The sequence below is a fragment of the Shewanella oneidensis MR-1 genome (genome assembly GCF_000146165.2).
GTDB classification, from domain to species: Bacteria; Pseudomonadota; Gammaproteobacteria; order Enterobacterales; family Shewanellaceae; genus Shewanella; species Shewanella oneidensis.
Genome location: NC_004347.2, coordinates 3,644,604 through 3,669,929, shown reverse-complemented (window position 1 = coordinate 3,669,929; position 25,326 = coordinate 3,644,604). Strand labels below are relative to the sequence as shown.

18 protein-coding genes and 2 pseudogenes are annotated in these 25,326 nt (G+C 45.3%); 12 read left to right on the top strand and 8 right to left on the bottom strand.

Going from position 1 to position 25,326, the window contains the following annotated elements; all coding sequences use genetic code 11:
• Positions 1 to 202 precede the first annotated feature (202 nt).
• The 3 genes from SO_RS16425 to SO_RS16415 all read left to right on the top strand — a co-directional run bounded on the left by SO_RS16425 (position 203) and on the right by SO_RS16415 (position 5,172).
• Positions 203 to 2,827, top strand: a complete 2,625-nt coding sequence (locus SO_RS16425) for a TonB-dependent receptor (protein ID WP_011073350.1) — start codon at positions 203 to 205, stop codon at positions 2,825 to 2,827.
• A 96-nt stretch (positions 2,828 to 2,923) separates the two neighbouring features.
• Positions 2,924 to 4,447: a tryptophan halogenase family protein gene (locus SO_RS16420; protein ID WP_011073349.1), complete on the top strand. Its 1,524-nt coding sequence runs from the start codon at positions 2,924 to 2,926 to the stop codon at positions 4,445 to 4,447.
• Between the two features lie 35 nt (positions 4,448 to 4,482).
• A complete protein-coding gene (locus SO_RS16415) occupies positions 4,483 to 5,172 on the top strand; it encodes a SapC family protein (protein ID WP_011073348.1) in 690 nt (229 codons plus the stop codon).
• 31 nt (positions 5,173 to 5,203) lie between these two features.
• On the opposite strand, the gene SO_RS16410 is transcribed toward SO_RS16415, so the two are convergent.
• Entirely contained in the window at positions 5,204 to 5,833 is a 630-nt protein-coding gene (locus SO_RS16410) for a hypothetical protein (RefSeq protein WP_238560495.1), read from the bottom strand.
• A gap of 491 nt (positions 5,834 to 6,324) precedes the next feature.
• On the opposite strand from SO_RS16410, the gene SO_RS23270 reads away from it, so the two are divergent.
• The 7 genes from SO_RS23270 (at position 6,325) to nagP (ending at position 16,364) form a co-directional block, all read left to right on the top strand.
• Positions 6,325 to 7,299 carry a methyl-accepting chemotaxis protein gene (locus SO_RS23270; protein WP_405130453.1) on the top strand — a complete coding sequence of 325 codons (975 nt, stop codon included), beginning with the start codon at positions 6,325 to 6,327 and terminating at the stop codon, positions 7,297 to 7,299.
• Positions 7,300 to 7,327: 28 nt separating this feature from the next.
• Entirely contained in the window at positions 7,328 to 10,018 is a 2,691-nt protein-coding gene (locus tag SO_RS16400; RefSeq protein ID WP_011073347.1) for a family 20 glycosylhydrolase, read from the top strand.
• A gap of 223 nt (positions 10,019 to 10,241) precedes the next feature.
• Positions 10,242 to 11,144 (top strand): N-acetylglucosamine kinase, encoded by a 903-nt coding sequence (gene nagK, locus SO_RS16395; protein WP_011073346.1) that lies wholly within the window; start codon positions 10,242 to 10,244, stop codon positions 11,142 to 11,144.
• A 66-nt stretch (positions 11,145 to 11,210) separates the two neighbouring features.
• Positions 11,211 to 12,209: a glucosamine-6-phosphate deaminase NagB-II gene (nagB-II, locus tag SO_RS16390; protein ID WP_011073345.1), complete on the top strand. Its 999-nt coding sequence runs from the start codon at positions 11,211 to 11,213 to the stop codon at positions 12,207 to 12,209.
• Between the two features lie 44 nt (positions 12,210 to 12,253).
• Entirely contained in the window at positions 12,254 to 13,390 is a 1,137-nt protein-coding gene (gene nagA, locus SO_RS16385) for an N-acetylglucosamine-6-phosphate deacetylase (RefSeq protein ID WP_011073344.1), read from the top strand.
• A gap of 138 nt (positions 13,391 to 13,528) precedes the next feature.
• Complete coding sequence (gene nagX, locus SO_RS16380; protein WP_011073343.1) at positions 13,529 to 14,716, top strand: transmembrane glucosamine N-acetyltransferase NagX; 1,188 nt, start codon at positions 13,529 to 13,531, stop codon at positions 14,714 to 14,716.
• Between the two features lie 340 nt (positions 14,717 to 15,056).
• Complete coding sequence (gene nagP / locus SO_RS16375; protein WP_011073342.1) at positions 15,057 to 16,364, top strand: N-acetylglucosamine MFS transporter NagP; 1,308 nt, start codon at positions 15,057 to 15,059, stop codon at positions 16,362 to 16,364.
• Positions 16,365 to 16,484: 120 nt separating this feature from the next.
• Here the strand turns inward: nagP and SO_RS16370 are convergent, their stop codons facing one another.
• The 6 genes and pseudogenes from SO_RS16370 to aptA all read right to left on the bottom strand — a co-directional run bounded on the left by SO_RS16370 (position 16,485) and on the right by aptA (position 22,001).
• Positions 16,485 to 17,207, bottom strand: a complete 723-nt coding sequence (locus SO_RS16370) for a TorF family putative porin (protein ID WP_011073341.1) — start codon at positions 17,205 to 17,207, stop codon at positions 16,485 to 16,487.
• 171 nt (positions 17,208 to 17,378) lie between these two features.
• Complete coding sequence (locus tag SO_RS16365) at positions 17,379 to 17,753, bottom strand: cupin domain-containing protein (RefSeq protein ID WP_011073340.1); 375 nt, start codon at positions 17,751 to 17,753, stop codon at positions 17,379 to 17,381.
• 18 nt (positions 17,754 to 17,771) lie between these two features.
• A pseudogene (locus SO_RS16360) lies at positions 17,772 to 18,635 on the bottom strand (aldehyde dehydrogenase family protein); the annotation flags it as partial.
• Between the two features lie 14 nt (positions 18,636 to 18,649).
• Entirely contained in the window at positions 18,650 to 19,864 is a 1,215-nt protein-coding gene (locus tag SO_RS16355; RefSeq protein WP_011073339.1) for an IS4-like element ISSod3 family transposase, read from the bottom strand.
• 109 nt (positions 19,865 to 19,973) lie between these two features.
• Positions 19,974 to 20,609: pseudogene (locus SO_RS16350) on the bottom strand (aldehyde dehydrogenase family protein); the annotation flags it as partial.
• Between the two features lie 51 nt (positions 20,610 to 20,660).
• Positions 20,661 to 22,001 (bottom strand): omega-aminotransferase AptA, encoded by a 1,341-nt coding sequence (gene aptA / locus SO_RS16345; RefSeq protein WP_011073338.1) that lies wholly within the window; start codon positions 21,999 to 22,001, stop codon positions 20,661 to 20,663.
• A 281-nt stretch (positions 22,002 to 22,282) separates the two neighbouring features.
• Here aptA and SO_RS16340 point away from each other — a divergent pair, with 281 nt between their 5' ends.
• Both SO_RS16340 and SO_RS16335 read left to right on the top strand, forming a co-directional pair.
• Complete coding sequence (locus SO_RS16340) at positions 22,283 to 23,779, top strand: aldehyde dehydrogenase (protein ID WP_011073337.1); 1,497 nt, start codon at positions 22,283 to 22,285, stop codon at positions 23,777 to 23,779.
• A 272-nt stretch (positions 23,780 to 24,051) separates the two neighbouring features.
• Complete coding sequence (locus SO_RS16335) at positions 24,052 to 24,480, top strand: OsmC family protein (RefSeq protein ID WP_011073336.1); 429 nt, start codon at positions 24,052 to 24,054, stop codon at positions 24,478 to 24,480.
• A gap of 105 nt (positions 24,481 to 24,585) precedes the next feature.
• On the opposite strand, the gene SO_RS16330 is transcribed toward SO_RS16335, so the two are convergent.
• Positions 24,586 to 25,206 (bottom strand): TetR/AcrR family transcriptional regulator, encoded by a 621-nt coding sequence (locus tag SO_RS16330; protein ID WP_011073335.1) that lies wholly within the window; start codon positions 25,204 to 25,206, stop codon positions 24,586 to 24,588.
• Positions 25,207 to 25,326: the final 120 nt, after the last annotated feature.

Sequence of the window (25,326 nt, the reverse complement as noted above, 5' to 3'; positions counted from 1 at the left end):
AAGTGATTATTTTTACTTGAATATATTCCCTTTTGAACCCGCGAAAGTCAGTTTTATGACATTTTTTTTCGTCCAGAGTTATTTTGTTGTGGCAAGGCTGTTAATTATTGTGTAATGTTTGCTCTAGACATGACAGCGTTGTCATTCCATCGGAATGGTTATGAATACTAAAACGATAATAAAGTTATGGAAGGGAAACGAGATGCGACCATCATCCTTTAAGAAAAGTGTACTAGCTACAAACATTGCTATTCTACTCGGCAGCGCTGTTTCAATCAGTGCTGTCGCTGCTGAGGCTGAAGCCACTGCAGCTGCTCCAGAAAATATTGAAAAGATTGAAGTGCGTGGTATGCGTGCTTCAATGAAAGCCTCTGTAAACGATAAACGTTTTTCTGACTCTGTGGTTGATGCTGTTACCGCTGAAGATATTGGTAAATTCCCTGATGGTGATGTCGGTGAATCTTTAGCGCGTATTCCCGGTGTTGCAGTCAATCGTCAGTTTGGCCAAGGACAGCAAGTGTCTATCCGCGGTGCATCTAACCAATTGACTCGTACTTTATTAAACGGCCATACTGTTGCTTCGACTGGTTGGTTTGATCAACAAGCGATTGATCGTAGCTTTAATTATAGTTTGCTACCGCCTGAACTTGTCGGGGGCATCTTAGTCAATAAATCATCTCAAGCAGATATTGCTGAAGGTGGTGTTGGCGGTACTATTACAGTAAAAACCCGTAAGCCGCTTGATTTAGAAGCAAATTCACTATTCTTAAGCGCAAAAGGCGATTATGGTACTGTTTCTGAAGAAATTGACCCGCAAACTTCAGGCTTATATAGCTGGAAAGACGACGATGAAAAATTCGGCTTCTTATTGGCTGGTTCACTCGATAAAACCCAATACCAACGTAACGGTATTGAAACGCTATTAGGTTGGGGCGAAATCGTACCAACTACGTTTCAACAAGATCGTGAACGTACTGCAATTAATGCTGCTTTCCAATATCGTCCAACCGATGCGCTCGAGTTTGGTCTTAATGTAATGAGTCTGCAGCTTGATGCCGATAATGCCAATACTTCTATTTTCTTGTTCCCGACTCAGCAAGGTGAGAACAAGTGTATTCAGAAGAACGCTGCAGGCGTTTGTACCCTAATAGAGCATACCGGTAAAGGTGGTTTTGCGTGGGCACAAACTTGGGCTCGTAAAGCCAGTATGTCTTCCGATACCGTAGATTTAGATTTTGCCTATCAAGCTGAAGACTATAAGTTAGAAGGGCGCATTGGTAAAACGAAGGCTGAGGGCGGTACTGATTTAACCTCAAACTATGGTCAGTCTATTGGTAAACCTGGTGATTTTGCCGGTATCTATGATGCAACTGGTGATGTGATTAAAATTGATATTGCCAATAATTCTTTTGATGCCAGTGATTTTAATGACAAGTTAGAAACGGCGGGTTGGGCGCTTAAAAAGCAACCTAACACCGACGAAGAAGCGTTTGCGACTTTTGATATTACTGTACCAGTTGAATTTGGGGTCATTACTTCAATTAAATCAGGCCTAAGTTATGCTGATCATGAAGTGACTCAAACCACTGAAAAAGCAATAGTGTCTAATGTTATGGCTAAGAATGCCTCAGAATACTATTCAGGTACGATTTCATCGGGTGCAGGTTTTACCTTACCCAAGCCTATTTTTGATAACATGATTCGAGACGCCTATGCTGCTATTGATGGCTTTACCTTAGATAAATCTGGTTACGGTACGCTGCAAGAGAAAAACTTAGCGTTGTACACTATGGCTACATTTGCGGGTGAAGGTGTTCGCGGTAACTTCGGCTTAAGATATATCTCTACTGATATTGAATCAGATTATTATGCGTTAAATAATAAAGGCGTTTATGCCGATGATTTAAGCACAGATAAAGCCAGTTATAATGATGTGCTGCCAAGTATGAACATTGCCTTTGATTTAGCAAGCGATGTGATATTACGAGCATCGGCCGCGCAAGTTATCTCTAGACCAAATTATGCCGATTTATTTGCAACTAATAGATTGCCAGGTTTTGATGACGGCACGCCTAATAATGAAAAGAAAGTAATAGGTAATGTGGCTTTATTACCCTTTAAAGCTTCTCAAGCAGATTTAGGTGTAGAATGGTATTTCAGTAGCGAAGGTTTGTTTGCTGCGACTTATTTTATTAAAGATGTTAGTTCCTTTATTTCTACCAAAGAGACATTAAAGCAACAAATCGGTATTGAAGATCCTAACTTAATCAAGGAAGGCGTCAGTTCTTGTGGTGTTGGTGTCTATGATTGTTGGACTGTGACTGAATATTTTAACGCCACCGGTGGTTCAATCGATGGTATTGAATTGCAGTTACAAGATGCGTTTGATAATGGTTTAGGTTACTTAGTCAATTATACTTTTGCTGATGCATCATCACCTGCTGAAAATTACGCTGATCGTGTAGGTGTGTTCTCTGATTCATCTAAGCACACTGTAAACTTAGTGGGCTATTATGAAATGGATGATTTTTCTGTCCGTGCGGCCTATAACTGGCGCTCAGAATATATGATGCGTGAATTACCAGGTTTCTACGGTAACCGCGAACATCAAGCTTATGGCACAGTAGATTTAAGCGCTAACTACAATGTGACTGATTATTTATCTGTCACATTTGAAGTGGTGAATTTATTCGAAGAGGACAGCATCCAAAAAGGTGTAGCTCCACTTGATGCCAAAGGCGTGATCAGTGAGTTTAAAGCCGATTACCCTGTATGGAGTTTTGAGGGTGAGGCGCGTTATCAGCTTGGTATGGCGCTGCGCTTCTAATTTAATTCTGTCACGAAAAAGCCTAGCATTCGCTAGGCTTTTTATTATCAATAACTTTAATAATAAACTTAGGTTTCTCCAAATTAGAGGCTCGTTATGACAATCAGAAAAATAGCTATTATAGGTGGCGGTACTTCAGGTTGGTTAGCGGCGAACCATTTAGGCCGAGCGTTGAAGGGGCGTTCAGGGTTATCTATTTCAGTGATTGAATCTCCTGATATTCCTATTATTGGTGTCGGGGAAGGTACAGTGCCTTCGATTAGAAAATCATTACAGAGTTTTGGTATCAGTGAGTCAGAGTTTATTCGCACCTGCGATGTTACGTTTAAACAGTCGATTAAATTTGTGAACTGGTTAGATAAAACCCGTCACGGTAAGCATAATTTTTATCATCATCTATTCGATATCATTAATTTACACCAAGGTGACGCAGTATCGGCTTGGTTGGCCGAACAAAGCGGACATTTTGCCGATTTTGTTTCCACACAGCATTTAGCTTGCGAAGTTGCTAAAGCACCAAAGCTCATTACTACGCCAGAATATGCTGGTGTTTTAGGCTATGCCTATCACCTCAATGCGGCAAAGTTTGCTAAATTACTTGCTAAAAATGCCATTGAGAAATTTAATGTAGAGCATATTTTAACGACAGTACACGACGTGTGTTTAGGTGTAGATGGCGCTATCGAGTCATTGCAGACTGAGCAGGGGAATCTATCTTTTGATTTCTATATTGATTGCAGTGGCTTTGAATCTATTTTGTTAGCCAAGGCATTAAAAGTGCCATTTATCAGTAAAGCGCAGCAACTTTTTATTGATACGGCATTAGTCGCGCAAATTCCGACCCAGCCTGCTGATGTTATTCCCCCTTATACCAAAGCAACTGCCCATCAAGCGGGATGGATTTGGGATATTGCACTTACCCAGCGCCGCGGTACAGGATTTGTATATTCATCAGCGCATATGAATCAAGCTGAAGCTGAGCGAAAGTTTGACCATTATCTTGGTGGTAAACTTGCCGATATTCCCCATCGTAAAATCCCAATGACTGTCGGCTATCGTCAGCAATTTTGGGTCAAAAACTGCGTTGCATTAGGGCTGGCGCAGGGCTTTTTAGAGCCCATAGAAGCGACTTCTATTTTATTAACGGACTTTTCTGCTCGATTTCTTGCTGAACGTTTCCCTGCGAATATAGATGATGTTGATTATTTGGCAAAGCGGTTTAATGATACCGTGGGCTATGCATGGGAGCGGGTCGTTGAGTTTGCCAAATTGCATTATTGTTTGTCAGATAGAACTGACTCGGCATTTTGGCTTGATAATCAGCGTGAAGAGACAATTTCTGAGCCGTTAAAAGAGCGACTTAACATGTGGAAGTCATTTAGCCCTATTGCAGAGGATTTTCCCTCAAAGTTTGAGGTGTTCAACTTAGACAATTATTTATATGTTCTTTATGGGATGAAATACCCGACTCAACCGCATGATAGAGGTTTAGTCGCAAAAGCTAATTTGAATGCTTATATGAGTAACATGTCGAATGTGAAGCGTCAGATGTTAGAGGGGTTACCTGAACATAGAGAATTGATTGATAAAATTTGTACTTATGGTTTGCAACCTATCTAAGCGCTTTACTTTGGTGTGTAAAAAGGAAAAATAAAATGAAAACACAATTTGTACCTTTAAATGATGCAAATCATAAAAATTTAGCGATTGGGGATCAGGTTGATTACAGTCTTTTTGAGACTATGCATATGTTACCTCTGCAGGTTCAAGAGTTTATGTCTGCAGCGACCAGTTTTCCGATCGTGTTTACAAAAAATGCTCAAACTGGTGAGTTTCTCTCAATTGCGATTACTGCACTTAAGCCAAATACCAATATGTTACTCAAAAACGGCCAGTGGCAATCTCGATACTTACCTATTCAAGTTCAATTGTATCCATTTGGAATGAGCTATGTAGATAACGACAAAGTTATCTTAGGTATCGATATTAATAATTCATCTGTGGCAGAACATGAAGCGCATCGTTTATTTGATGATTCAGGAAAACAAACGACCTATTTATCAAAAAAACTTGAATTGGCGAGTTTGCAGGCTAGTTATCATGATATGACAAAGTACTTTATCAAAGTGTTACTCAATCATGGACTGTTACAAACACGAACATTAACAGTGACTGCACTTGATGCCACTAAAACTAATATTGATGGAATATATACAATAGATGAAGGCAAACTGCAGCAGCTAGACGATACGACATTGCTTGATTTTGCTAAACGAGGTTTCTATTCGGCTATTTACGCGCACCTTTGCTCATTAAGTTTAATTGATTTAGTGATGGAAAAATAAACTCAAATTTATATAGTTCGTTTTAATAATATTAAAGCGAACTATTGTAATTGGGGCTATTTAGTTTGCTAGCATCACACTCCCAGTCAAAATAATCCAACTTGCAAAAAACAGTTTTAAGGTTTTGACTGGGAAAAATAACGCCGTTGACTGCTGAAAATGATTGCGATCCCAAGTGGGATAGAGAAAAGACTAAAGCAGGTATGGAGTGAAGACGGCGAAGACAGTTGCCATAACTCGCGCTCCAAAGGCCAAGTACTGAAAAGCATGCACAAAGCAAGATACTTGGAACAAAGCCATGCCAAGTTTTATCCATATGATGCAGTTGATAATATCTTGACCATGAAAGCGCGTCCGCAGTCATGCCAAAACATTGGATCATAAAAGACGTTGAAACGCTTTGAGCTTCTGTAAAATCTAAACTAGAGAACACAGGGATGAAAATAACGCCTCCGCCCGCACCCGTTGAATTGTCGAAGATAGCTCCTGTTATCCCTAAAAATACAAACTTTCCATATTTTTTAATTAAATCAAATGGTTGTGCGAATTGGATAAACCAAACTATCCATGCGCTTAACAGAAGGAACAGTATCGTTAAGGATCGATAATATTGGCCACTAAAAGTATTTTTACGTTTAAAGGTCGGGATATATGAGAGCATTTTTTAATGGTGACAGGGTGTGATATGTGAATTGTTGCGCTCATGTTGTCAGTCACTGACAGCGTTGTTATATAGTTGGGGAAATAAAAGAATGATAACTAAATATATGAAATTTAAGTAATAAATGCCTTTTTCTCTAAAAAGGCAATAATAATTGTCAAAAAAATGTAGAAATCCTGTTCTTTCTTGTGTAATTTAATGAATGACAACGCTGTCATCTGCTTGTGTGATTCGTTGTTTAGTAAGGTCTGCATGAAGAGGATGAGGTCTCCTTATTCATGTGTTTGGCAGAAGTATTGCTGGTCGGGCGGCGGTACGTTTGTCTTTAACATTTTTTATAGTCTCTCCCCAGAAACTAGCGTTGGCTGGGTACTGTAAGCAGTGCCCAGCCATTTTTTTAGCTAGAACAAGGCAGTAGGGATTAGCACAAGCTAGCGGCATTAATAAATAAAAAACTCGCTGGATAATCCAGTAATAAGAGGCTGCGATTTATGATCAAGCAAATGGTTGCAATGCTGCGCATGGCATTTCATATCCAGATTCAGCGCACTACACTCTGCATGGGTAGGTTTGGGGTCATTTTTGTGATGCCTGTTTTTGCCGGATTACTCTCGCCCGCTTTTGCCGCGACTTATGCTATTAACGTACCGTCCACTGCAGTAAACGCTAACATATTATCTGCAAGCCGCGCTTCTCCCACTAAAATCGTGACCACGATTCAACAAACTTGGCTGTTCAATCTACTCAAAGAGGCGCTACGCCGCTTTGGCAAAGTATATGAAGTTGAGCAAATGTCGACACAGATGAAGCCAAAACGCAATGCGGAAGAAGCACTTGCTGGCACTGTTGACGTATTTTGGAGCATGACTTCCAAGGTGCTTGAGGAAACCATGTTCCCCGTGCGGATCCCACTGTTTAAGGGATTGCTTGGTAACAGATTATTAATTATTCGTAAAACTGATGAGGCTAAGTTTGCCAAGTCGTTTGGGGCTGTATCTCACACCAATCATCATCAAGTACCTGCGCAGCTCAAAGAAACCGAAGCCGCGGTTACAGTCATCAGTCAATTGAGTGCCAGTGCTAATGACATCGTTATTAATACTATACGTACGCAGCAGGCTACGGGTGAAATCCAAAAAGTGCAAAGCCGTGTAGCCGAAACCGACAGTGTAATGCAAGCGAGTCAAACCTTATCAAATCAAGGGGTCAACCGTTCGGAAGAAATTAAGCTTGTGCTGTCTAAAGTGACTGATTTAGTCTCAAATATCAGTAATATGAATATCGAAGTTTCCCATGCGGCGCAGGAGCAAACCTGTGTCACCGAAGCGATTTCTCGTACATTAAATGATCTTGCCAATGTCTCAGGTTCTGCCTCCCTCGATAGTGAGCACTTAGCGCAATCGAGTGAGCGACTGTTTCACCAAGGGGAAAGACTGCGAGCGTTAGTAACTTCCTTCAGATTGTAGCCATTTCTGAAGCTAGAAAAGGAATATCATGAGTAAAACGATTGCCGCCACCGCCATTTTATTTGCATTAGGCTTAAGTGCCTGTAGCCAAGGGCCTAAAACTGTAAATACGCCAGCGCCAAGCTCTGCTGAGCAACCCACGCCAGCGCTATTAACCCAAGCGCAATTGCAGCAGTTTGGGGATAATTTAGGCGTTACCTACCGGGTTCTCACTAATCGACCTGACGATAACTGTGATAAGGCCGCCGCTGAGGGGCGCTGCTTTGTGGCTGAAATTGATTTTGTTCCTGAAGTCGATCTCATTGGCAAGGAATGGGCGATTTATTTTAGCCAGATGCGCCCGGTTCAATCTGTTGAGGGTAAAGAGTTTTCTATCACTCATATCAAGGGCGATCTCTATCGCATCGCGCCTACCGAGGCATTCAGCGGTTTTAGCAAAGGGGTTAAAAAGACCTTAAGGTTCCGTGGTGAGCTTTGGCAACTGTCAGAAACCGATGCCATGCCAAACTATTACATTGTTGCTGGGGATTTATCGCCAGTGGTGATTGCCAGCACTCAAGTGAAGCAAGATCCTGAGACTCGAATGGAAGTGCGTCCCTATGTCGAGCCGTTCACCGATATGGTGAAACAGTATAGCCGCACTGATGCGGATAAATTGGCGCCTGCGACCGCATCACAGCTATTTAGCAATAACCAAAATGTCAGTGAAGATGCCAGTTTAGCGGTGAATACGATTATTCCAACGCCAAAAACGGTGGTGCTCCACAGCAATGATAAAGTGGTATCACTCTCCTCTGGCATTAAATTGGATGTCGCGTCAGTGTCCAGTCCATCCGCTGAAAAACAGTCTTTTAAAACCGACCAAGTTGCAGCTGCGCTTGAACGCTTAGCACGTTTGGGCGTTAAAGAGTCAGAACAAGGCTTAGTGATGAAACTGAGCTGGCGCCAAGGCGCTGAGGGCAGTTATCTGCTGGATATTAAACCTGATGGTATCAAGATTGCCGCAGGTGATGCGGCAGGATTTTCCTATGCGTTATCATCGCTTACCAGTTTAATCGATGTGCAGGATTTGCGCGTAAATGCGATGACAATTGAAGATAGCCCAAGATATCCATTCCGCGGTATGCATATCGATGTGGCACGTAATTTCCACAGTAAGGCGATGATTTTTGCACTGATTGATCAAATGGCGGCTTACAAACTCAACAAATTACATCTGCATATGGCCGATGATGAAGGTTGGCGCTTAGAGATTGATGGCCTGCCTGAGCTGACCGACATTGGTAGTAAGCGTTGTCACGATCTTGAGGAGAATACTTGCTTGTTACCGCAGCTTGGTAGTGGTCCTTTTGCCGAGTCGAGTGTTAATGGTTTCTATAGTAAACAAGACTACATCGATATTCTCAAATACGCCAATGCGCGCCAAATTCAAGTGATCCCTTCGATGGATATGCCTGGTCATAGCCGCGCGGCGATAAAATCCATGGAGGCGCGTTACCGTAAATTACTCGCCCAAGGCAAGCCTACGGAGGCGAAAACCTATTTATTGTCGGATGCGGCTGATACGACTGTGTATTCTTCAGTGCAGTATTACAACGACAACACCCTGAACGTCTGTATGGAATCGACCTATCAGTTTGTTGATAAAGTGATTGATGAAATTGCCAAATTACACCAAGCCGCGGGGCAACCATTAACTCGATACCATATCGGCGCCGACGAAACCGCAGGAGCGTGGAAGCAATCTCCTGAGTGTTTATCCTTTGTGGCCAATAACGATAAAGGAGTGAAATCCATCGAGGATTTAGGCGCTTACTTTATTGAGCGGATATCGAATCAACTGGCAGAAAAAGGCATTGAAGCCGCAGGTTGGAGTGATGGCATGAGCCATGTTCGCCCAAGCTATATGCCAGCTAAAGTCCAATCCAATATTTGGGATGTAATTGCCTACAAAGGATATGAGCATGCAAACCAGCAAGTGAACAACGGTTGGGATGTAGTACTCTCGAATCCTGAAGTGCTTTATTTTGATTTTCCCTACGAAGCCGATCCTAAAGAGCATGGCTATTATTGGGCCAGCCGCGCCACCAACGCGCACAAAGTGTTTAGCTTTATGCCGGATAACTTAGTGGCGAATGCGGAGCAGTGGACCGACTTGCAAAATCTGCCTTTCGAGGCCGACGATAGGGCAAGAACCGACGAGAAAGGCAAAAAATCTGGACCACGGGAGCAAGGTAAAAACTTTGCTGGTTTACAGGGGCAGTTGTGGAGTGAAACCATTCGCAGCAACGATACCGTGGAGTACATGATTTTCCCTCGTTTATTGATGCTGGCTGAGCGAGCTTGGCATCAAGCAGAGTGGGAAGTGCCTTACCAATATCAAGGTGCATTGTACAACCAAAGCACCGGGCACTTTACTGCGGCAATGCGTGACGCACAGGCGCAATCTTGGCAACAAATGGCCAATACCTTAGGGCATAAAGAGTTTATCAAACTCGATAAGGCCGGTATTGATTATCGTGTTCCTACGGTTGGCGCCAAGATCCAAGGCGGCAAACTGTTCGCTAATGTGGCGTATCCAGGGCTTAAGATGGAGTTCCGCCAAGCAAATGGCCAATGGCAAGCTTATCAAGCTGGGCAGGCCGTGACTGCGCCCGTTGAGATCCGTGCTATTGCTGCTGATGGTATCCGCAAAGGCAGAAGCTTAATCGTTAATTAATTTTTTATGTATACGGCTGTATTTAAAAAGAAAAATACAGCCATTTTTCGTTTTAATTTCAGCCATTTCTTCATCATGACGTTTGATTAGAAATTGCTTCAAAAAGTAAATGACAACGCTGTCATTTTTGCTGTAACATTGAGTTAACTAAAGTTAGGTGTCGTATTAACGGCATAAGTTATTCGCAACGGTAGCGCTGCACTAAGAGATAAAGAGGGATGTCATGGGATTAGTCCAGACAAATGATCAACAACTGTTTATCGGCGTTGATGGCGGCGGCAGTAAGTGCCGAGCCACTATCTATACCGCAGACGGTACCGTTTTAGGGACAGGTGTTGCTGGGCGCGCTAATCCGTTACATGGTCTTGCGCAAACATTTGAATCCATTGAAGCATCGGCGCATCAAGCTCTGCTAGATGCTGGGATGAAAGCGACTGATAGCCATTTGCTGGTGGCGGGATTGGGCCTCGCGGGAGTCAATGTGCCGCGCCTGTATCAGGATGTTGTTAACTGGCAGCATCCGTTTGCCGCCATGTATGTCACCACAGATCTGCATACCGCGTGTATTGGTGCACATCGTGGTGCGGATGGGGCAGTGATTATTACTGGCACGGGTTCTTGCGGTTATGCCCATGTGGGTGATGCTAGCTTAAGCATAGGCGGCCATGGTTTTGCGTTGGGTGATAAGGGTAGTGGTGCATGGCTGGGGCTCAAAGCTGCCGAGCATGTGCTACTCGCGCTCGATGGGTTTGCCACGCCGACCGCCTTAACTGAGATGTTGTTAAGCCATTTAGGGGTGAAAGATGCCTTGGGTATCGTTGAGCACCTGGCGGGCAAGTCTTCGAGTTGTTATGCGCAACTTGCGAGAAACGTGCTCGATTGTGCTAACGCCGGGGATCAAGTTGCTATCGCGATAGTACAAGAAGGTGCTGATTATATTAGCGAAATGGCGCGAAAACTTTTTATGCTCAACCCTGTACGTTTCTCGATGATTGGTGGCTTAGCTGAACCTTTACAGGCATGGCTTGGTAGCGATGTGGTGGCAAAGATTTCTGAGACTTTAGCGCCGCCAGAATTGGGTGCTATGTACTACGCACAGCAGCAATTTAATTCAGCAACAGTTTAATAAATAAGTCGTTTTAGCACATTAGTACTAAAACTGAATCAGTATCAGATCTGAAGGTAAAAAAACATGACAAACACTATTATGGAACAAGAAGCGCGAACCGCACCGCAGAAGATAGCGGGTCAGTTAGCCGCTAACGCCGATCTTATGCAGCAGTTAGGTGAAAAACTGCGTGCTTTTGATCCTCGTTTTGTGATGATCGTTGGCCGTGGTTCCTCGGATCATGCCGGCGTGTTTGCTAAGTATCTGTTTGAAATCGAAGTCGGTGTGCCAACGTTTGCCGCTGCACCATCGGTAGCCAGCGTTTATGGTAAAACCTTGAAGTTAGAAGGCGGATTAGTGATTGTGATTTCACAATCTGGCCGCAGCCCTGATATTTTAGCCCAAGCGCGTATGGCAAAAAATGCGGGTGCCTTTTGTGTGGCATTAGTCAATGATGAAACCGCGCCAATCAAGGACATCGTCGATGTGGTGGTGCCATTACGTGCTGGCGAAGAAAAAGCCGTTGCTGCAACCAAGAGTTATCTCGCCACATTGTCAGCAATTTTGCAATTAGCCTCGGCGTGGACGCAGAGCGAATCCCTTGCCGCAGCGGTAAGCTCTTTACCGCAAGCGCTGCAAACGGCGGTTGTTGCTGAGCCACAACTGACGCCTGAGTCAGTTGAAAACGTTAAAAACTTAGTCGTGTTAGGCCGTGGCTTAGGTTATGCGGTGTCTAAGGAAATTGCGCTTAAGTTAAAAGAAGTATGCTCAATCCACGCAGAAGCCTTTAGTAGCGCAGAGTTTCTCCATGGTCCAGTGACCTTAGTTGAGAAAAAACTCACGATTGTGGATGTGTGCATTGGCGATGAGTCTTACGCTAGCCATATCGAACAGATTGAAAATGTGAGCCAACGTGGTGCCGATTTAGTGCATTTAAATCAAACGTCGACGGATATTCACCCACGAGTGGCGCCGTTAGCCCTGCTACAACGTTTTTATATTGATGTTGCCGCAGTAGCCATTGCCCGTGGTATTGATCCAGACCAACCAGCAGGGCTGAAAAAAGTCACTCAAACGCTGTAGAAGATGGTCGTTGTCGCCGTGTTAATTTAAAAAAGAGGTTTGGGATGAAATTCACTTTAATTGCCGAGCAATTATTTGATGGCGAATCCTTCCATCAGGATGTGCCTGTCACCATTGAGGATGGCCTGATTGCAAGCTTTGATACCGCTCTTGGTGCTAAAGAAGTCCGCTATACAGGAACGCTGGTGCCAGGTTTTATCGATGTGCAAGTTAACGGCGGCGGCGGAGCATTATTCAATACTAGTCCTACAGTCGCTTGCATCGAGACCATAGGTAAGGCGCATGCGCGTTTTGGCACCACAGGTTTTTTACCCACGTTGATTACCGATAATGTGCAGGTGATGGCTAAGGCGGCCGATGCCGTTGCTCTTGCGGTTGCGCAAAAAAGTGCTGGTGTATTAGGGGTACATTTCGAAGGTCCGCATTTATCTGTGCCTAAAAAGGGTGTGCATCCACAAGGCTTTATCCGTGAGATCACCGAAGCGGAACTGGCGATCTTTTGCCGTCAGGATTTAGGTATCCGCGTTGTCACTTTAGCACCTGAAAACGTCTCTCCTGAGGTGATCCGCTTATTAGTCGAGTCAGGAGTTAAGGTCTGTTTAGGGCACTCCAACGCAGATTACGATACGGTTGTTGCGGCTTTAAAGGCTGGGGCGACAGGTTTTACCCATCTATATAATGCGATGTCACCCTTAGGTTCCCGCGAGCCTGGTGTGGTGGGTGCGGCAATTGAGAGCGAAACGGCTTGGTGTGGCTTAATTGTTGATGGTCATCATGTGCATCCCGCTGCAGCTCGAATTGCTCTGCGGGCAAAACCTCGTGGCAAGATGATGTTAGTGACTGATGCCATGCCACCTGTGGGTATGGACGATGAAACCAGTTTTGAGTTGTTTGGTACTCAGGTGTTGCGTGTCGGTGACCGATTAAATGCGGTCACCGGTGAGCTGGCTGGTTGTGTTTTAGACATGGCAAGTGCAGTCCATAATACGGTGAATATGCTTGGTTTACCGCTAGGTGAAGCGTTGAGAATGGCGGCCTTGTATCCTGCTGAGTTCCTTGGCATTGCCGATAGTGTTGGTCGGTTAGCCGTAGGGCAGCGCGCCGATTTAGTGCTGCTGGATAATCAGTATCAAGTGCTGGCAAACTACATTGCCGGAAATGCGGTCTATGTTCGCCCGTAATGCTGAGTGAGTCAGTCGCGAGTTAGCCTTAGCCCTTGTCATATTTTGATGACAGGGGCTAAGTTTTTTTATTGTACAGTCTGCATTTTGCTCAAAATGTATAAAAATCATTAAATAACAATAATAAAGGAAAATGGAATGAGTACGACTGCGCCTGAACTGGCGGCTAATGTGAGCATCAATGCTCAGGTCGCTACCGCTAACAATAGTCAGCCAAAGCCAAGATTGATGTCTCTCGATGCCCTGCGTGGTTTTGACATGTTTTGGATTTTAGGTGGCGAAGCACTATTTGGTGCCCTGTTGATTTTTACGGGGTGGGCTGGTTGGCAATGGGGCGATACCCAGATGCACCATAGTGAGTGGCATGGCTTTCGCCTCTATGATTTGATTTTTCCGCTATTTATTTTCCTCTCAGGCGTAGCCCTTGGCTTATCGCCAAAGCGTTTGGATAAATTACCGCTACATGAGCGCCTGCCTGTTTATCGCCATGGCGTTAAGCGGCTGTTTTTACTGTTGTTGCTCGGTATTTTGTATAACCATGGTTGGGGAACGGGAGCACCTGTCGATCCTGACAAAATTCGTTATGCCAGCGTATTAGGCCGTATAGCCTTCGCATGGTTTTTTGCCGCCTTGTTAGTGTGGCATACCAGTTTACGTACCCAAGTGCTGGTGGCCGTAGGCATATTAGTCGGTTATGGCGCGATGCAACTCTGGTTGCCGTTCCCCGGAGGGCAGGCGGGAGTGTTATCACCGACTGTGTCGATCAATGCGTATGTCGATAGCCTGTTATTACCGGGTGTGAGCTATCAAGGACGAATGCCTGATCCTGAAGGGGTGTTATCGACACTCCCTGCGGTGGTCAATGCCTTAGCCGGTGTATTTGTTGGCCACTTTATTGTGAAATCACATCCCAAAGGGGAGTGGGCCAAAGTCGGCTTACTTGGCGCTGCGGGCGGCGTTTGTTTAGCTTTAGGTTGGTTATTAGATGCCGTTATTCCCGTGAATAAAGAACTGTGGACCAGCTCTTTTGTGTTAGTCACTTCAGGTTGGAGCATGCTGCTGTTAGCGCTGTTTTATGCGCTAGTCGATGTGCTTAAATGGCAAAAACTCGTGTTTGTGTTTGTGGTGATAGGAACTAACGCCATCATTATTTATTTGGCATCGAGCCTAGTGGATTGGAAGTATATTGCCCAAAGTGTGTTTGGCGGCGTCATAGCGGTATTGCCAGAATATGCCCAGCCTTTAGGGGCGGTGGTCAGTTTACTCAACGTACAATGGCTAGTGCTGTATTGGATGTATCGGCGCAAGATTTTTGTGCGGATCTAATCTTTCGTTATTTTGTGCTTTTATCAGGCCGCAGAGTGAACTCTGCGGCTTTTTTATTTCATATTAGGTAGTTGTCAGACGCATCTTTGGTTTTAAATCAGGATCTAGCTAAGCGTTTAGGGTTTATTGTGACGTTCAAGGCGGCATTTTTAGGATTAAATTACAAATGACAGCGTTGTCTTTTTGTGTTGTTTGTTTTAACATCGCTGAAACAATGGTGAGTTCGGATGATAACATTAGCCATTGCAGATGAGTTGCAATAGGGATGTGTGCAATACTCAGCGGATTTAAGTCCCGCAATCACCTTAAATTAATTACTATAAGAAGCAGGTTTATGGAAATGACACTCGATAAAAGCCAGCAGAAAAGCAGTTTTCTCCCCATGGCGATAGTGGCAGCACTCTTTTTCATCCTCGGATTCGCAACTTGGTTGAATGGATCTTTGATGCCCTATTTAAAACAAATTTTGCAACTTAATCCCTTCCAAGCTTCATTAATCCTGTTTTCTTTCTATATTGCGGTGACTTTTACTGCGCTTCCCTCAGCTTGGGTAATCCGTAAAGTGGGCTACAAAAATGGTATGGCCTTGGGCATGGGCGTGATGATGATTGCTGGCTTACTGTTTATTCCTGCGGCGAAGACTCAAGTCTTCGCCCTATTTTTATTTGCCCAATTAGTGATGGGTGCGGGGCAGACGTTACTGCAAACCGCGGTCAACCCCTATGTTGTTCGCCTTGGGCCTGAAGAATCTGCGGCAGCGCGTGTTAGTGTCATGGGGATTTTGAACAAAGGCGCGGGGGTGATTGCGCCATTAGTGTTCTCTGCGTTGATTTTAGATAGCTTTAAAGACCGTATTGGCACAACGTTGACGCAAGTGCAAATTGATGAAATGGCTAATGGTTTAGTCTTACCCTACTTAGGTATGGCTGTGTTTATCGGTATTTTGGCGTTAGCGGTAAAGAAATCCCCGCTGCCAGAGTTATCTAATGAAGACGAAGTTGCTGATCATACTGATAAAAGCCAAATTAAAGCGGCATTATCTCACCCTAACTTAGCGTTAGGCGTGTTGGCGCTGTTTGTGTACGTTGCGGTAGAGGTGATTGCTGGCGATACCATTGGCACCTTTGCATTATCCTTGGGTATTGATCATTATGGAGTGATGACGTCCTATACCATGGTCTGTATGGTTCTCGGTTATATCTTAGGGATATTATTGATTCCTCGCGTTATTTCTCAACCTACGGCACTGATGATTTCTGCAATTCTTGGCCTATTGTTAACATTAGGCATTCTGTTTGGAGATAACAATTCCTACGCAATTGCAAATCTTCTATTGGTTCCTTTTGGCGGTGTAGCTCTACCTGATACCTTGTTGTTGATTGCCTTCTTAGGGTTAGCTAATGCGATCGTATGGCCTGCAGTATGGCCTCTAGCCTTGTCTGGTATGGGCAAGTTAACGAGCACAGGTTCTGCGCTCCTTATCATGGGTATTGCGGGCGGTGCCTTTGGTCCGGTGTCTTGGGGGTTAATGAGTTCGGCTACGGATATGGGGCAGCAGGGTGGTTATATGGTGATGTTACCTTGCTACCTGTTTATTCTTTTCTATGCTGTCAAAGGCCATAAGATGCGCAGTTGGTCTGCTAAATAATAAAGCCATAAATGACACGATCACTAAATCACTAAGCCCTCGAAAGAGGGCTTTTTAATGACACTTGTGCAAAAAAACGCCCTTGAGAGTAAGGGCGTTTGTCTGATGAGATAAACGCACTTAGAAGGCGTAACTGACGCTTGCGAGTACGGTATCATCATTTTGAAATACACCATCAGAGACTTTCTTCTCACTACTTAAATCAGTGCCAAGCCAAGCCAGTGATAGGCCCAATCCCAATAATTCAGTGGAGACGACAACTGAATAATCTGAATAACTATCAAAGTCTTCACCATCATCTAACGCATCGCCAATGCTGTAACCGTAGTGCAGATTGAGGCTCCAGTGTTCAATAAACTCGTAGGAGTAATTGAGTTCACCATAGTGGTAGTCTAAATCACTGCCACCGAAGTCATTGGTATACCAATACGCCACGCGAAATCCGCTAAACTCGACTCCCGCAGTCATTTCAAAATAGCCTAAATCACTCTCGCCAGAATAGTTATAGCGATAAAGTGTGATGTCATAGCTGAGGTTATCGTGAACTTCACCGCCGTAGGCAGCATAGAAATCATACTCGATATCTGGGCCGTTATAATCTGGCGTATCATAGTCCAAATTACTCGCCCATGCACCGACGGAGAACCCTGACTCAAAACTCCAATCGATACCCCCTTGCACCGCGAAATCGCCAGCCGTTTGTGAGACCCCCCGGAAGCGATAATCGTTAGTCAAGCTGATATTTCCAGACACTTCAGCAGCGGCTATGCTAGAAAATAAGCTGGTGGTCAGCGCAAGCCCTGCAAGTTGTGCTAGCCGTTTTTTCTGTAGATTGTTATTCACGGTATTTCTCCCATTTGCTTGATTGACACGGATATACGAAGTTTGGTGTTTAAAAACAGGCTTATACATCCGATGATTTGCCAAACAACAGCCTAGGAATCCCCGTTGCTGTGACCTCATGGCGGTAAAGCTAAATCGCTTTAACTTTGTCTATAGAGGTAAAATTCACCTCTATAAACGTGAGTTTTGCTCGAAGATGACGTACACCTTGCGACAGGGGGTGACTACTTGCCACACACCTTGAAATCCCGCCGGAATAATAAAGCGGTCACCGACACTGAAGGTTTGAGACTGTCCTTCAAGATCGGTAATAACACTGGTTCCTTCGAGAATTTCACAATACTCATATTCAGTGTAGTTGATTTTCCAAGCGCCTGATTCGCTTTGCCAAATTCCACTATGAAATTGGTTACAAGGGCTAGAATAATGATTTTGTAATTGCTGGGTGGGATTGCCTGCAATACGCTTTTCAGGAGCGACTTGATAGCTCTCCACTGGCGGTTGTGCGCTGGCAAAGCGAATGATCGACGTGACGCTCATGGTCATATAGGGCTCCAGTCGATGTTATTTCATGGTCGGCATTACAAACTCAGCTTGAGTCTGTTTGCCTACAGGCCAGCGAGCGGTAATTGCTTTGCGTTTGGTATAAAAACGAACACCATCAGGGCCATGCATATGCAAAGGTCCAAACAGTGAGCGTTTCCAGCCGCCAAAACTATGGAAAGCCATCGGTACGGGGATTGGTACGTTTACGCCGACCATACCCACCTGCACATGGTGACAAAAATGACGGGCAGCCTCACCGCTTTGGGTGAAAATGGCGGTGCCGTTGCCAAATTCATGTTGGTTTATCAGTTTAAGTGCAGTGGGATAATCTTTGACTCGAACAATTGATAGCACAGGGCCGAAGATTTCTTCGCGATAAATTCGCATATCCGGCGTGACATGGTCGAATAAACACGCCCCAAGGAAGTAACCTTGTTGATGATCGGCAACGGATAATTGTCGGCCATCAACCAGTAAACTTGCGCCTTCTTGAATACCTGTTTCAACATAATCAGCGACTTTGGCGAGATGCTGTTTAGAGATGAGTGGCCCCATTTCCATTTCGGGGTTAAGACCGTTGCCGACTTTTAAGTTTTGGATCTGCGGCAATAGTTTTTCCACTAATTCATCACCCACATCACCCACAGCTAACACGACCGATATCGCCATACAACGCTCGCCCGCACTGCCGTAGGCTGCGCCCATCAGTGCACTTACCGCTTGATCTAAATCCGCATCCGGCATCAGTAGCATATGGTTTTTTGCGCCGCCTAAGGCTTGTACTCGTTTACCGTGTTTGGATGCGGTGCTGTAGATATACTCGGCGATTGGCGTTGAACCGACAAAACTAACGGCTTGCACATCTGGATGAGTGAGCAGGGTACTGTAGGATCCCCTCATAATTCATAGCCCCAACAACCATGAGTTAATGAGAGTTGGGCTAGTTTCTTCGCAGCACAAAGCAAATCATCTGCTGATATGGGGTAGTCATGCCGTCGCCGCAGCAGTTCTTTGCCCATCCTGATTGTTGATAGCACATTCCTTTTCTTTACCGTGTTGGCTTGGAAGTGCCGCTGTAATTGCTGTGTTTCTCCGTATAATCCTACCCACCAAAATGCCAGTTGTACCAATAATGCTATCAATAGCAGTATGTCCATCCTCGCCGCATAACGTGTTCTGCTATGACGTAAACCAAAGCCATAAGCGGGGCTTTTTAAATCTCTAAAGGTTTCTTCTATTTGCATCCGTTTTTGGTAAATATTAACCAGTTTTTGAGGCGACATGGCTTCTATGGTCAAGTTGGTCACCAGTGCCCAAGGCTCTTTGGCGGTCAGTTCATACGTCCATTGCGCCGTATGGTGACAGTCTGTTGTCGTACTTCGCTGACCTTTTCTGCCTTTACTTGGAGCCCTGAACAATACCATCTCGCATAACAAGGGTTTCTTTACCGATAACGCCACTCGCCCAACATGTTTTGCGCGACGACTGGCTTTGGGATAAAGCGCTTTTAGCGAAAATTGGCGACCGAAGGGGTGCAGCCGATAGACACTTAATCCTCTGACACGACCCAGCCAATACCAACCGAGCTGCTCGACTTTTCGAAACCATGGATTACGGAAGCCCGCGTCAGTGACTATCAGCGGGGTAATATTGTCAGGTAACACTTTATGGAGTTCATTCAGAAACTGATTATGGGCAGTTTGTGTGCCTTGTAGTACTAACGGAAATGTTCGCTCGTAGAGCGTGATAGAGCGGCCCTTAATCGCAATAGAGGTGCGTAGTGCAATCAGTTCACGACCTTCACGCATATCAGACCAATCCACCAGTATGGTCGGCATCGTATGTGCTGTTAGCAGCCACTTTGCATGCCACTGATAAACAGCCAGTCTTTCATGGTGAAGGTGCGGGTTGCCCAATAATCTATCCATGCGTTTTATTGAGTGTTTAGTATGAGTGCTGGTGCCATCAATGTGCCGCCCTAAATGCGTGAGGGTGAGACAATCCGCGTTGATGAGGGCTTTGCAGGCGACCATGAGTGTATTCAGTCGCTTTTGATGGATTTCTGGACAATGTTGATAGAGAGATTGATGTAAGATAGTTAACACTTGCACCTTGATGCCCTGTGATTGATGTTTGTTCGCACTTCCATCTGATCACACTTCAAGGTGCAAGTTCACTCTAATTTAATGATTTATCTGAAAATCATCAGGGGATTCTTCAGAGCAGGGTATCGACGGCCTCTTTATCACCGTTGATCACGTTAAACACTCCATCGGGTAAGCCTGCTTGTTTGAGCAGCTCGGCAATCCGCATCACTGAACTTGGGTCTTTTTCCGAGGGTTTCATGATAAAGGTGTTGCCGCAGGCAATCGCGATTGGGAACATCCACATGGGAACCATCACGGGGAAGTTAAAGGGCGCTATGCCTGCGACAACACCTAAAGCTTGATTAACGGACCAAGAATCCACTCCACCACCAACCTGCTGCGTGTGCTCCCCTTTGAGTAAGTGCGGGATACCACAGGCAAATTCGACAACTTCGAGGCCGCGGATAAGTTCTCCTTTGGCATCATCGATCACTTTGCCGTGCTCTAGGGTGATGAGCTGTGCGAGTTCATCCATATGCTGCTCGACTAACGCTTTGAATTTAAAGAGTACACGAGCGCGATTAAGGGGCGTTACCTGTGACCAAGCGTCAAAGGCAGATTTGGCGATGGCAATCGCCTCAGCGACTTCATCGGAACTTGCAAGGGAGACTTGACCTCGGCATTCGCCGGTAGCGGGTTCAAAAATATCTTGGCTTCTTGTACTGGCTGGAGTGTGTTGGCCATTTACATAGTGTGTAATCTTGAGCATAGCTAACCTTTATTTCCCTGATTTATCGGCGTTTAAATTAAAAAGAGTGCATCATCCAACGGCGTGAATTGCATCGCTAAGGCTATTTACCATTTGGTCAATCTGATGTTTCTCAACAATGAGTGGTGGGGACATGGCGATAATATCGCCCGTTGCCCGCACGAGTGTGCCTTGATGGAAACAATGCTCGAACACGCTGTATCCGCGTTTACCAACACCTTGGCTATTCGGTGCTAGCTGGAAACCCGCGACTAATCCGGTGTTGCGAATATCAATCACATTCGGTAACCCTTTGAGGCTATGAACGGCTTCTTCGAAATACCGCTCAAGCTCAAAACTGCGCTCAAACAGTTGCTCGTTTTGGTAGATGGAGAGCGTGGCGAGTGCTGCTGCTGCGGCGACTGGGTGGCCCGAATAGGTATAACCGTGGAAAAATTCAATCAGTTCGGTTGGCCCTTGCATGCAAGTATCGTGGATATAATCCTGTACAAACACTGCGCCCATGGGGATGGCGCCATTATTAATGGCTTTAGCCGTGGTGATTATGTCTGGAATAACGCCCCAACGTTGGCTGGCGAATGCTGCACCTACACGGCCAAATGCGGTAATGACTTCATCGAAAATCAATAAGATGCCGTGTTTTTTAGTGATTTCACGTAAGCGTTTTAAGTAGCCTTGAGGTGGTAAAATTACCCCTGCAGAACCTGACATGGGTTCAACAATAACGGCGGCAATATTTTCGGCGCCATGGAGTGTGACTAATTGTTCTAATACCTCAGCTTTTTCAGCACCGAGGCTCGGTAAGCCACGACTAAAGGCGGCATGTTGAATGTCTAAGGTGTGGGGCAGGTGATCCACGCCTTGCAATAGCTGGCCGCTGAAGGCTTTACGGTTATTGCTTAAACCACCCACCGAGATCCCACCAAATCCTACGCCATGGTAACCCATTTCACGGCCAATAAAGCGGGTGCGTGACGCTTGGCCATTGGCTCTATGGTAGCAAAGAGCCATTTTTAGCGCGGTATCAACCGACTCAGAGCCTGAGTTGGTAAAGAATACTTTGTTGAGTCCTTCTGGGCTGAGTTCGGTTAAACGTTCGGCCAGTTCAAAAGCGATGGGATGGCCCATTTGGAAGGAGGGAGCGTAATCCATCTGCCGAATTTGTTTGCTGACGGCTTCACTGATCTCACGGCGACCATGGCCAGCATTACAACACCATAAGCCCGCTGTAGAGTCTAATACCTTGTTGCCATTGATATCTGTGTAATACATACCTTCAGCTTGGGCGAGTAAACGAGGGCTCGCTTTGAATTGGCGATTGGCGGTAAAAGGCATCCAATAGTGTTCAAGTGAAGGATGTTCGTGAGCGAGGTTGTTGGGTGAGTCGGCCATAAATGTTTACCTTGTCCTTTTCCTTGTTAAATGAGGTCAGGTCTTCGTTAAGGGTGGCTAATATTTGCTATGCTATGTTAGAAATAATGAACGTGGAAGAGTGCTGTGCAGTTATTTGTGTCAAAAATGCTATTTTTGTAAAAAATATTGAATATCGATGTCTGAAAAGCGTAATCTAAGTGGCAGTTACAGACTTAGGTCATCTTTGGCATTTGTCAGTCGAGATAGCCCTTATCCCAATAAATATAAAATAAACGAATACAAACGATTAAGAGGTCATCATGAGTACACCTAAAACACGGAGCGATTGGGAAAACCTCGCTGTAAGCCTAGCAATCAATGGCAAGGCTTTTATTAATGGCGAATACCGCGATGCGTCATCGGGTAATACCTTTGATTGCATCAGTCCAATCGATGGCCGTTTATTAGCGCCAGTTGCCAGTTGCGATTTGATGGACGCCAATATTGCTGTGGCCAATGCTCGTGAGGTTTTTGACTCTGGGGTATGGTCAAAGGCGGCGCCTGTTAAACGTAAACAAGTGATGATCCGTTTTGCCGAGTTATTGGAAGAAAACGCCAATGAGCTGGCCCTATTAGAAACGTTGGATATGGGCAAACCGATACGTTTTTCAAAGGCGGTGGATGTTGCTGGTGCTGCCCGTGCCATCCGTTGGTCAGGGGAAGCGATTGACAAACTTTATGACGAACTGGCGCCTACTGCGCATAATGAAATCGGCATGATCACCCGTGAACCCGTGGGCGTGGTGGCGGCGATTGTGCCTTGGAATTTCCCGCTGCTAATGGCCTGTTGGAAGTTAGGTCCAGCGCTCGTTACGGGGAACAGTGTTATCCTTAAACCCTCTGAAAAATCACCGCTCACCGCCATTCGTATTGCCGAGCTTGCCGTTCAAGCTGGGATCCCTAAAGGTGTATTAAACGTGCTACCAGGCTATGGCCATACTGTCGGCAAAGCACTGGCGCTGCATATGGATGTCGATACCTTAGTCTTTACTGGCTCAACAAAAATCGCTAAGCAATTAATGATTTATGCGGGCGAGTCGAATATGAAGCGGGTCTGGTTAGAGGCGGGCGGTAAAAGCCCGAACATCGTATTTAACGATGCGCCTGATCTTAAGGCTGCGGCGGTGGCTGCCGCTGAAGCCATTGGCTTTAACCAAGGTGAAGTTTGTACTGCGGGTTCACGTTTGCTGGTGGAATCTGGTGTTAAAGATGAGCTTGTTGGACTTATAGCTGAAGAGTTGGCTTCTTGGCAGCCCGGTCATCCACTCGAACCAACGACTGTCAGTGGTGCCGTGGTCGATAAGCAGCAGCTTGACACCATCTTAAGCTACATCAAGGCTGGGCAAAATGAGGGGGCAAGCCTAGTCTATGGCGGGCAACAAGTGCTGGCCGAAACGGGCGGTGTGTATGTGCAGCCAACGGTATTTTCAAATGTGAAAAACCAAATGAAAATTGCCAGCGAGGAAATCTTTGGCCCTGTATTATCTGTTATTGAATTCAATGGTATGGAGGAGGCGATTGCGATCGCTAACGATACCATTTACGGTTTAGCGGCAGGTGTTTGGACGGCGGATATCAGCAAGGCGCATAAAACGGCTAAAGCATTGCGTAGTGGCATGGTGTGGATTAACCATTATGATGGTGGCGATATGACCGCACCTTTTGGTGGTTATAAACAGTCTGGTAATGGCCGAGATAAATCTCTGCATTCCTTTGATAAATACACTGAAATCAAGGCAACTTGGATAGTGTTATAAGCCTTTATTTCCTTCTTAAGCCTCTTCCAATCTGATTGGAAGGGGCTTTTTAGTGCCTTTTTTACTTCGATGGTTTGGATTTTTATTGGTTTGCCTGTGCAGAATAACTCACATTTATCGCGATTTTCTTAAAACCTTACACCCTAGACATGTAGGTTAAACCTTAACACCGACTCCCTAACCTGACTTCATAAACTGTGATCTTAGCTTGTGACTTTTCATTTTTGCACCATTAGAATAATCTGATTTAAATAAAACTAATGGAGTTTGTTATGGCTGAAAAAGTGATAGAAGTCACCACACATATGGCAAGCGGTTGGAAGGTCACTGCGCAAGTGCGTGAGCATTTGCTGATCATCGATCAACCCTGCGCCACCAATGAGGGCGCTAATCCTTTAGAGACGTTTTTATTTTCGCTTGGTGGCTATATTTCGGCGATAGCTAAGATGGTAGCACGTGAGCGTAATATCACGATTCGCCAGTTTGATGTGCATGTGAGAGCCGTGATGAACTCAGCAGGTCTATTTGGGCAGCCTTCAGACGATCCGGTAGGTTTTAAGGAAATTGCGATCAATGCCAGCATTGATGCCGACTTAACCGACGCACAAAAGAATGAGTTTTTAGATACAGTGTGTAACCGTTGCCCCGTCCATGACAATCTGCTGCGTCCAAGCTTAGTCACCCACCAAGTTCAGCATTAATCCCGCTTCTATTGGTGGCTCACAAAGTATAAACCCCAGTATTCAGCTGGGGTTTATATCAATTACCTTTATCGCAATCGTTTAATTAAAAGCGTGCCAGTTTAATCAGCCTTTATTTTTGGGGAAATTCGCTAACACTATCTCGGCGACTTTACGGAGTTCCCCCGGGCATATGCCATTAGTTGCTTGCACGGCCATGCCTTGTAGTACAGTGCCTACGTATCTGGCGAGTAGCAGGGGATCGGCGTCGGCGGGTAAATCGCCTTCATCCTTTGCGCGTTGCAGGCGTTCGCATAATGCTTGCTCACCGTCACGGCGGCGGGTGATCAGTGTTTCTTTAATGGCTTGTCCTGCTTCACTACAGGCGAGAGCGCCTTGGACAATCAAGCAGCCATGAGGTTGGTTTTCATCCACTAAGGAGGTTGCTGCGCCAAGTAACATAGACTCAACCACTTGATAGGCGGTTTCTTTTTCAAGTGAAGGATAGAAAAACGCACAGGGGCGCTGCTCGTATAGCTCGATCGCTTTAAGGAATAGCTGTTCTTTGTTACCAAAAGCAGCATAAAGGCTAGGTTTGTTGATGCCCATGGCCTGAGTTAGATCGGTTAACGATGTACCTTCAAAACCTTTGCGCCAGAAGACTTCCAAGGCTTTGGCCAATGCATCATCGGCATCGAAGGCGCGTGGGCGACCTACGCAGGGCGTCTGGGGGACGGTTGACATCATTGGGCTCCTCAATTCTCAATTGCCCCTAGGATAGACATGGGCTTAGTTCATGTCCAGCCACTCTTGCCTGCTGTCTGCGGGTTAGGTGAGTAACTCACCACAATACATCGTCCATTCAAG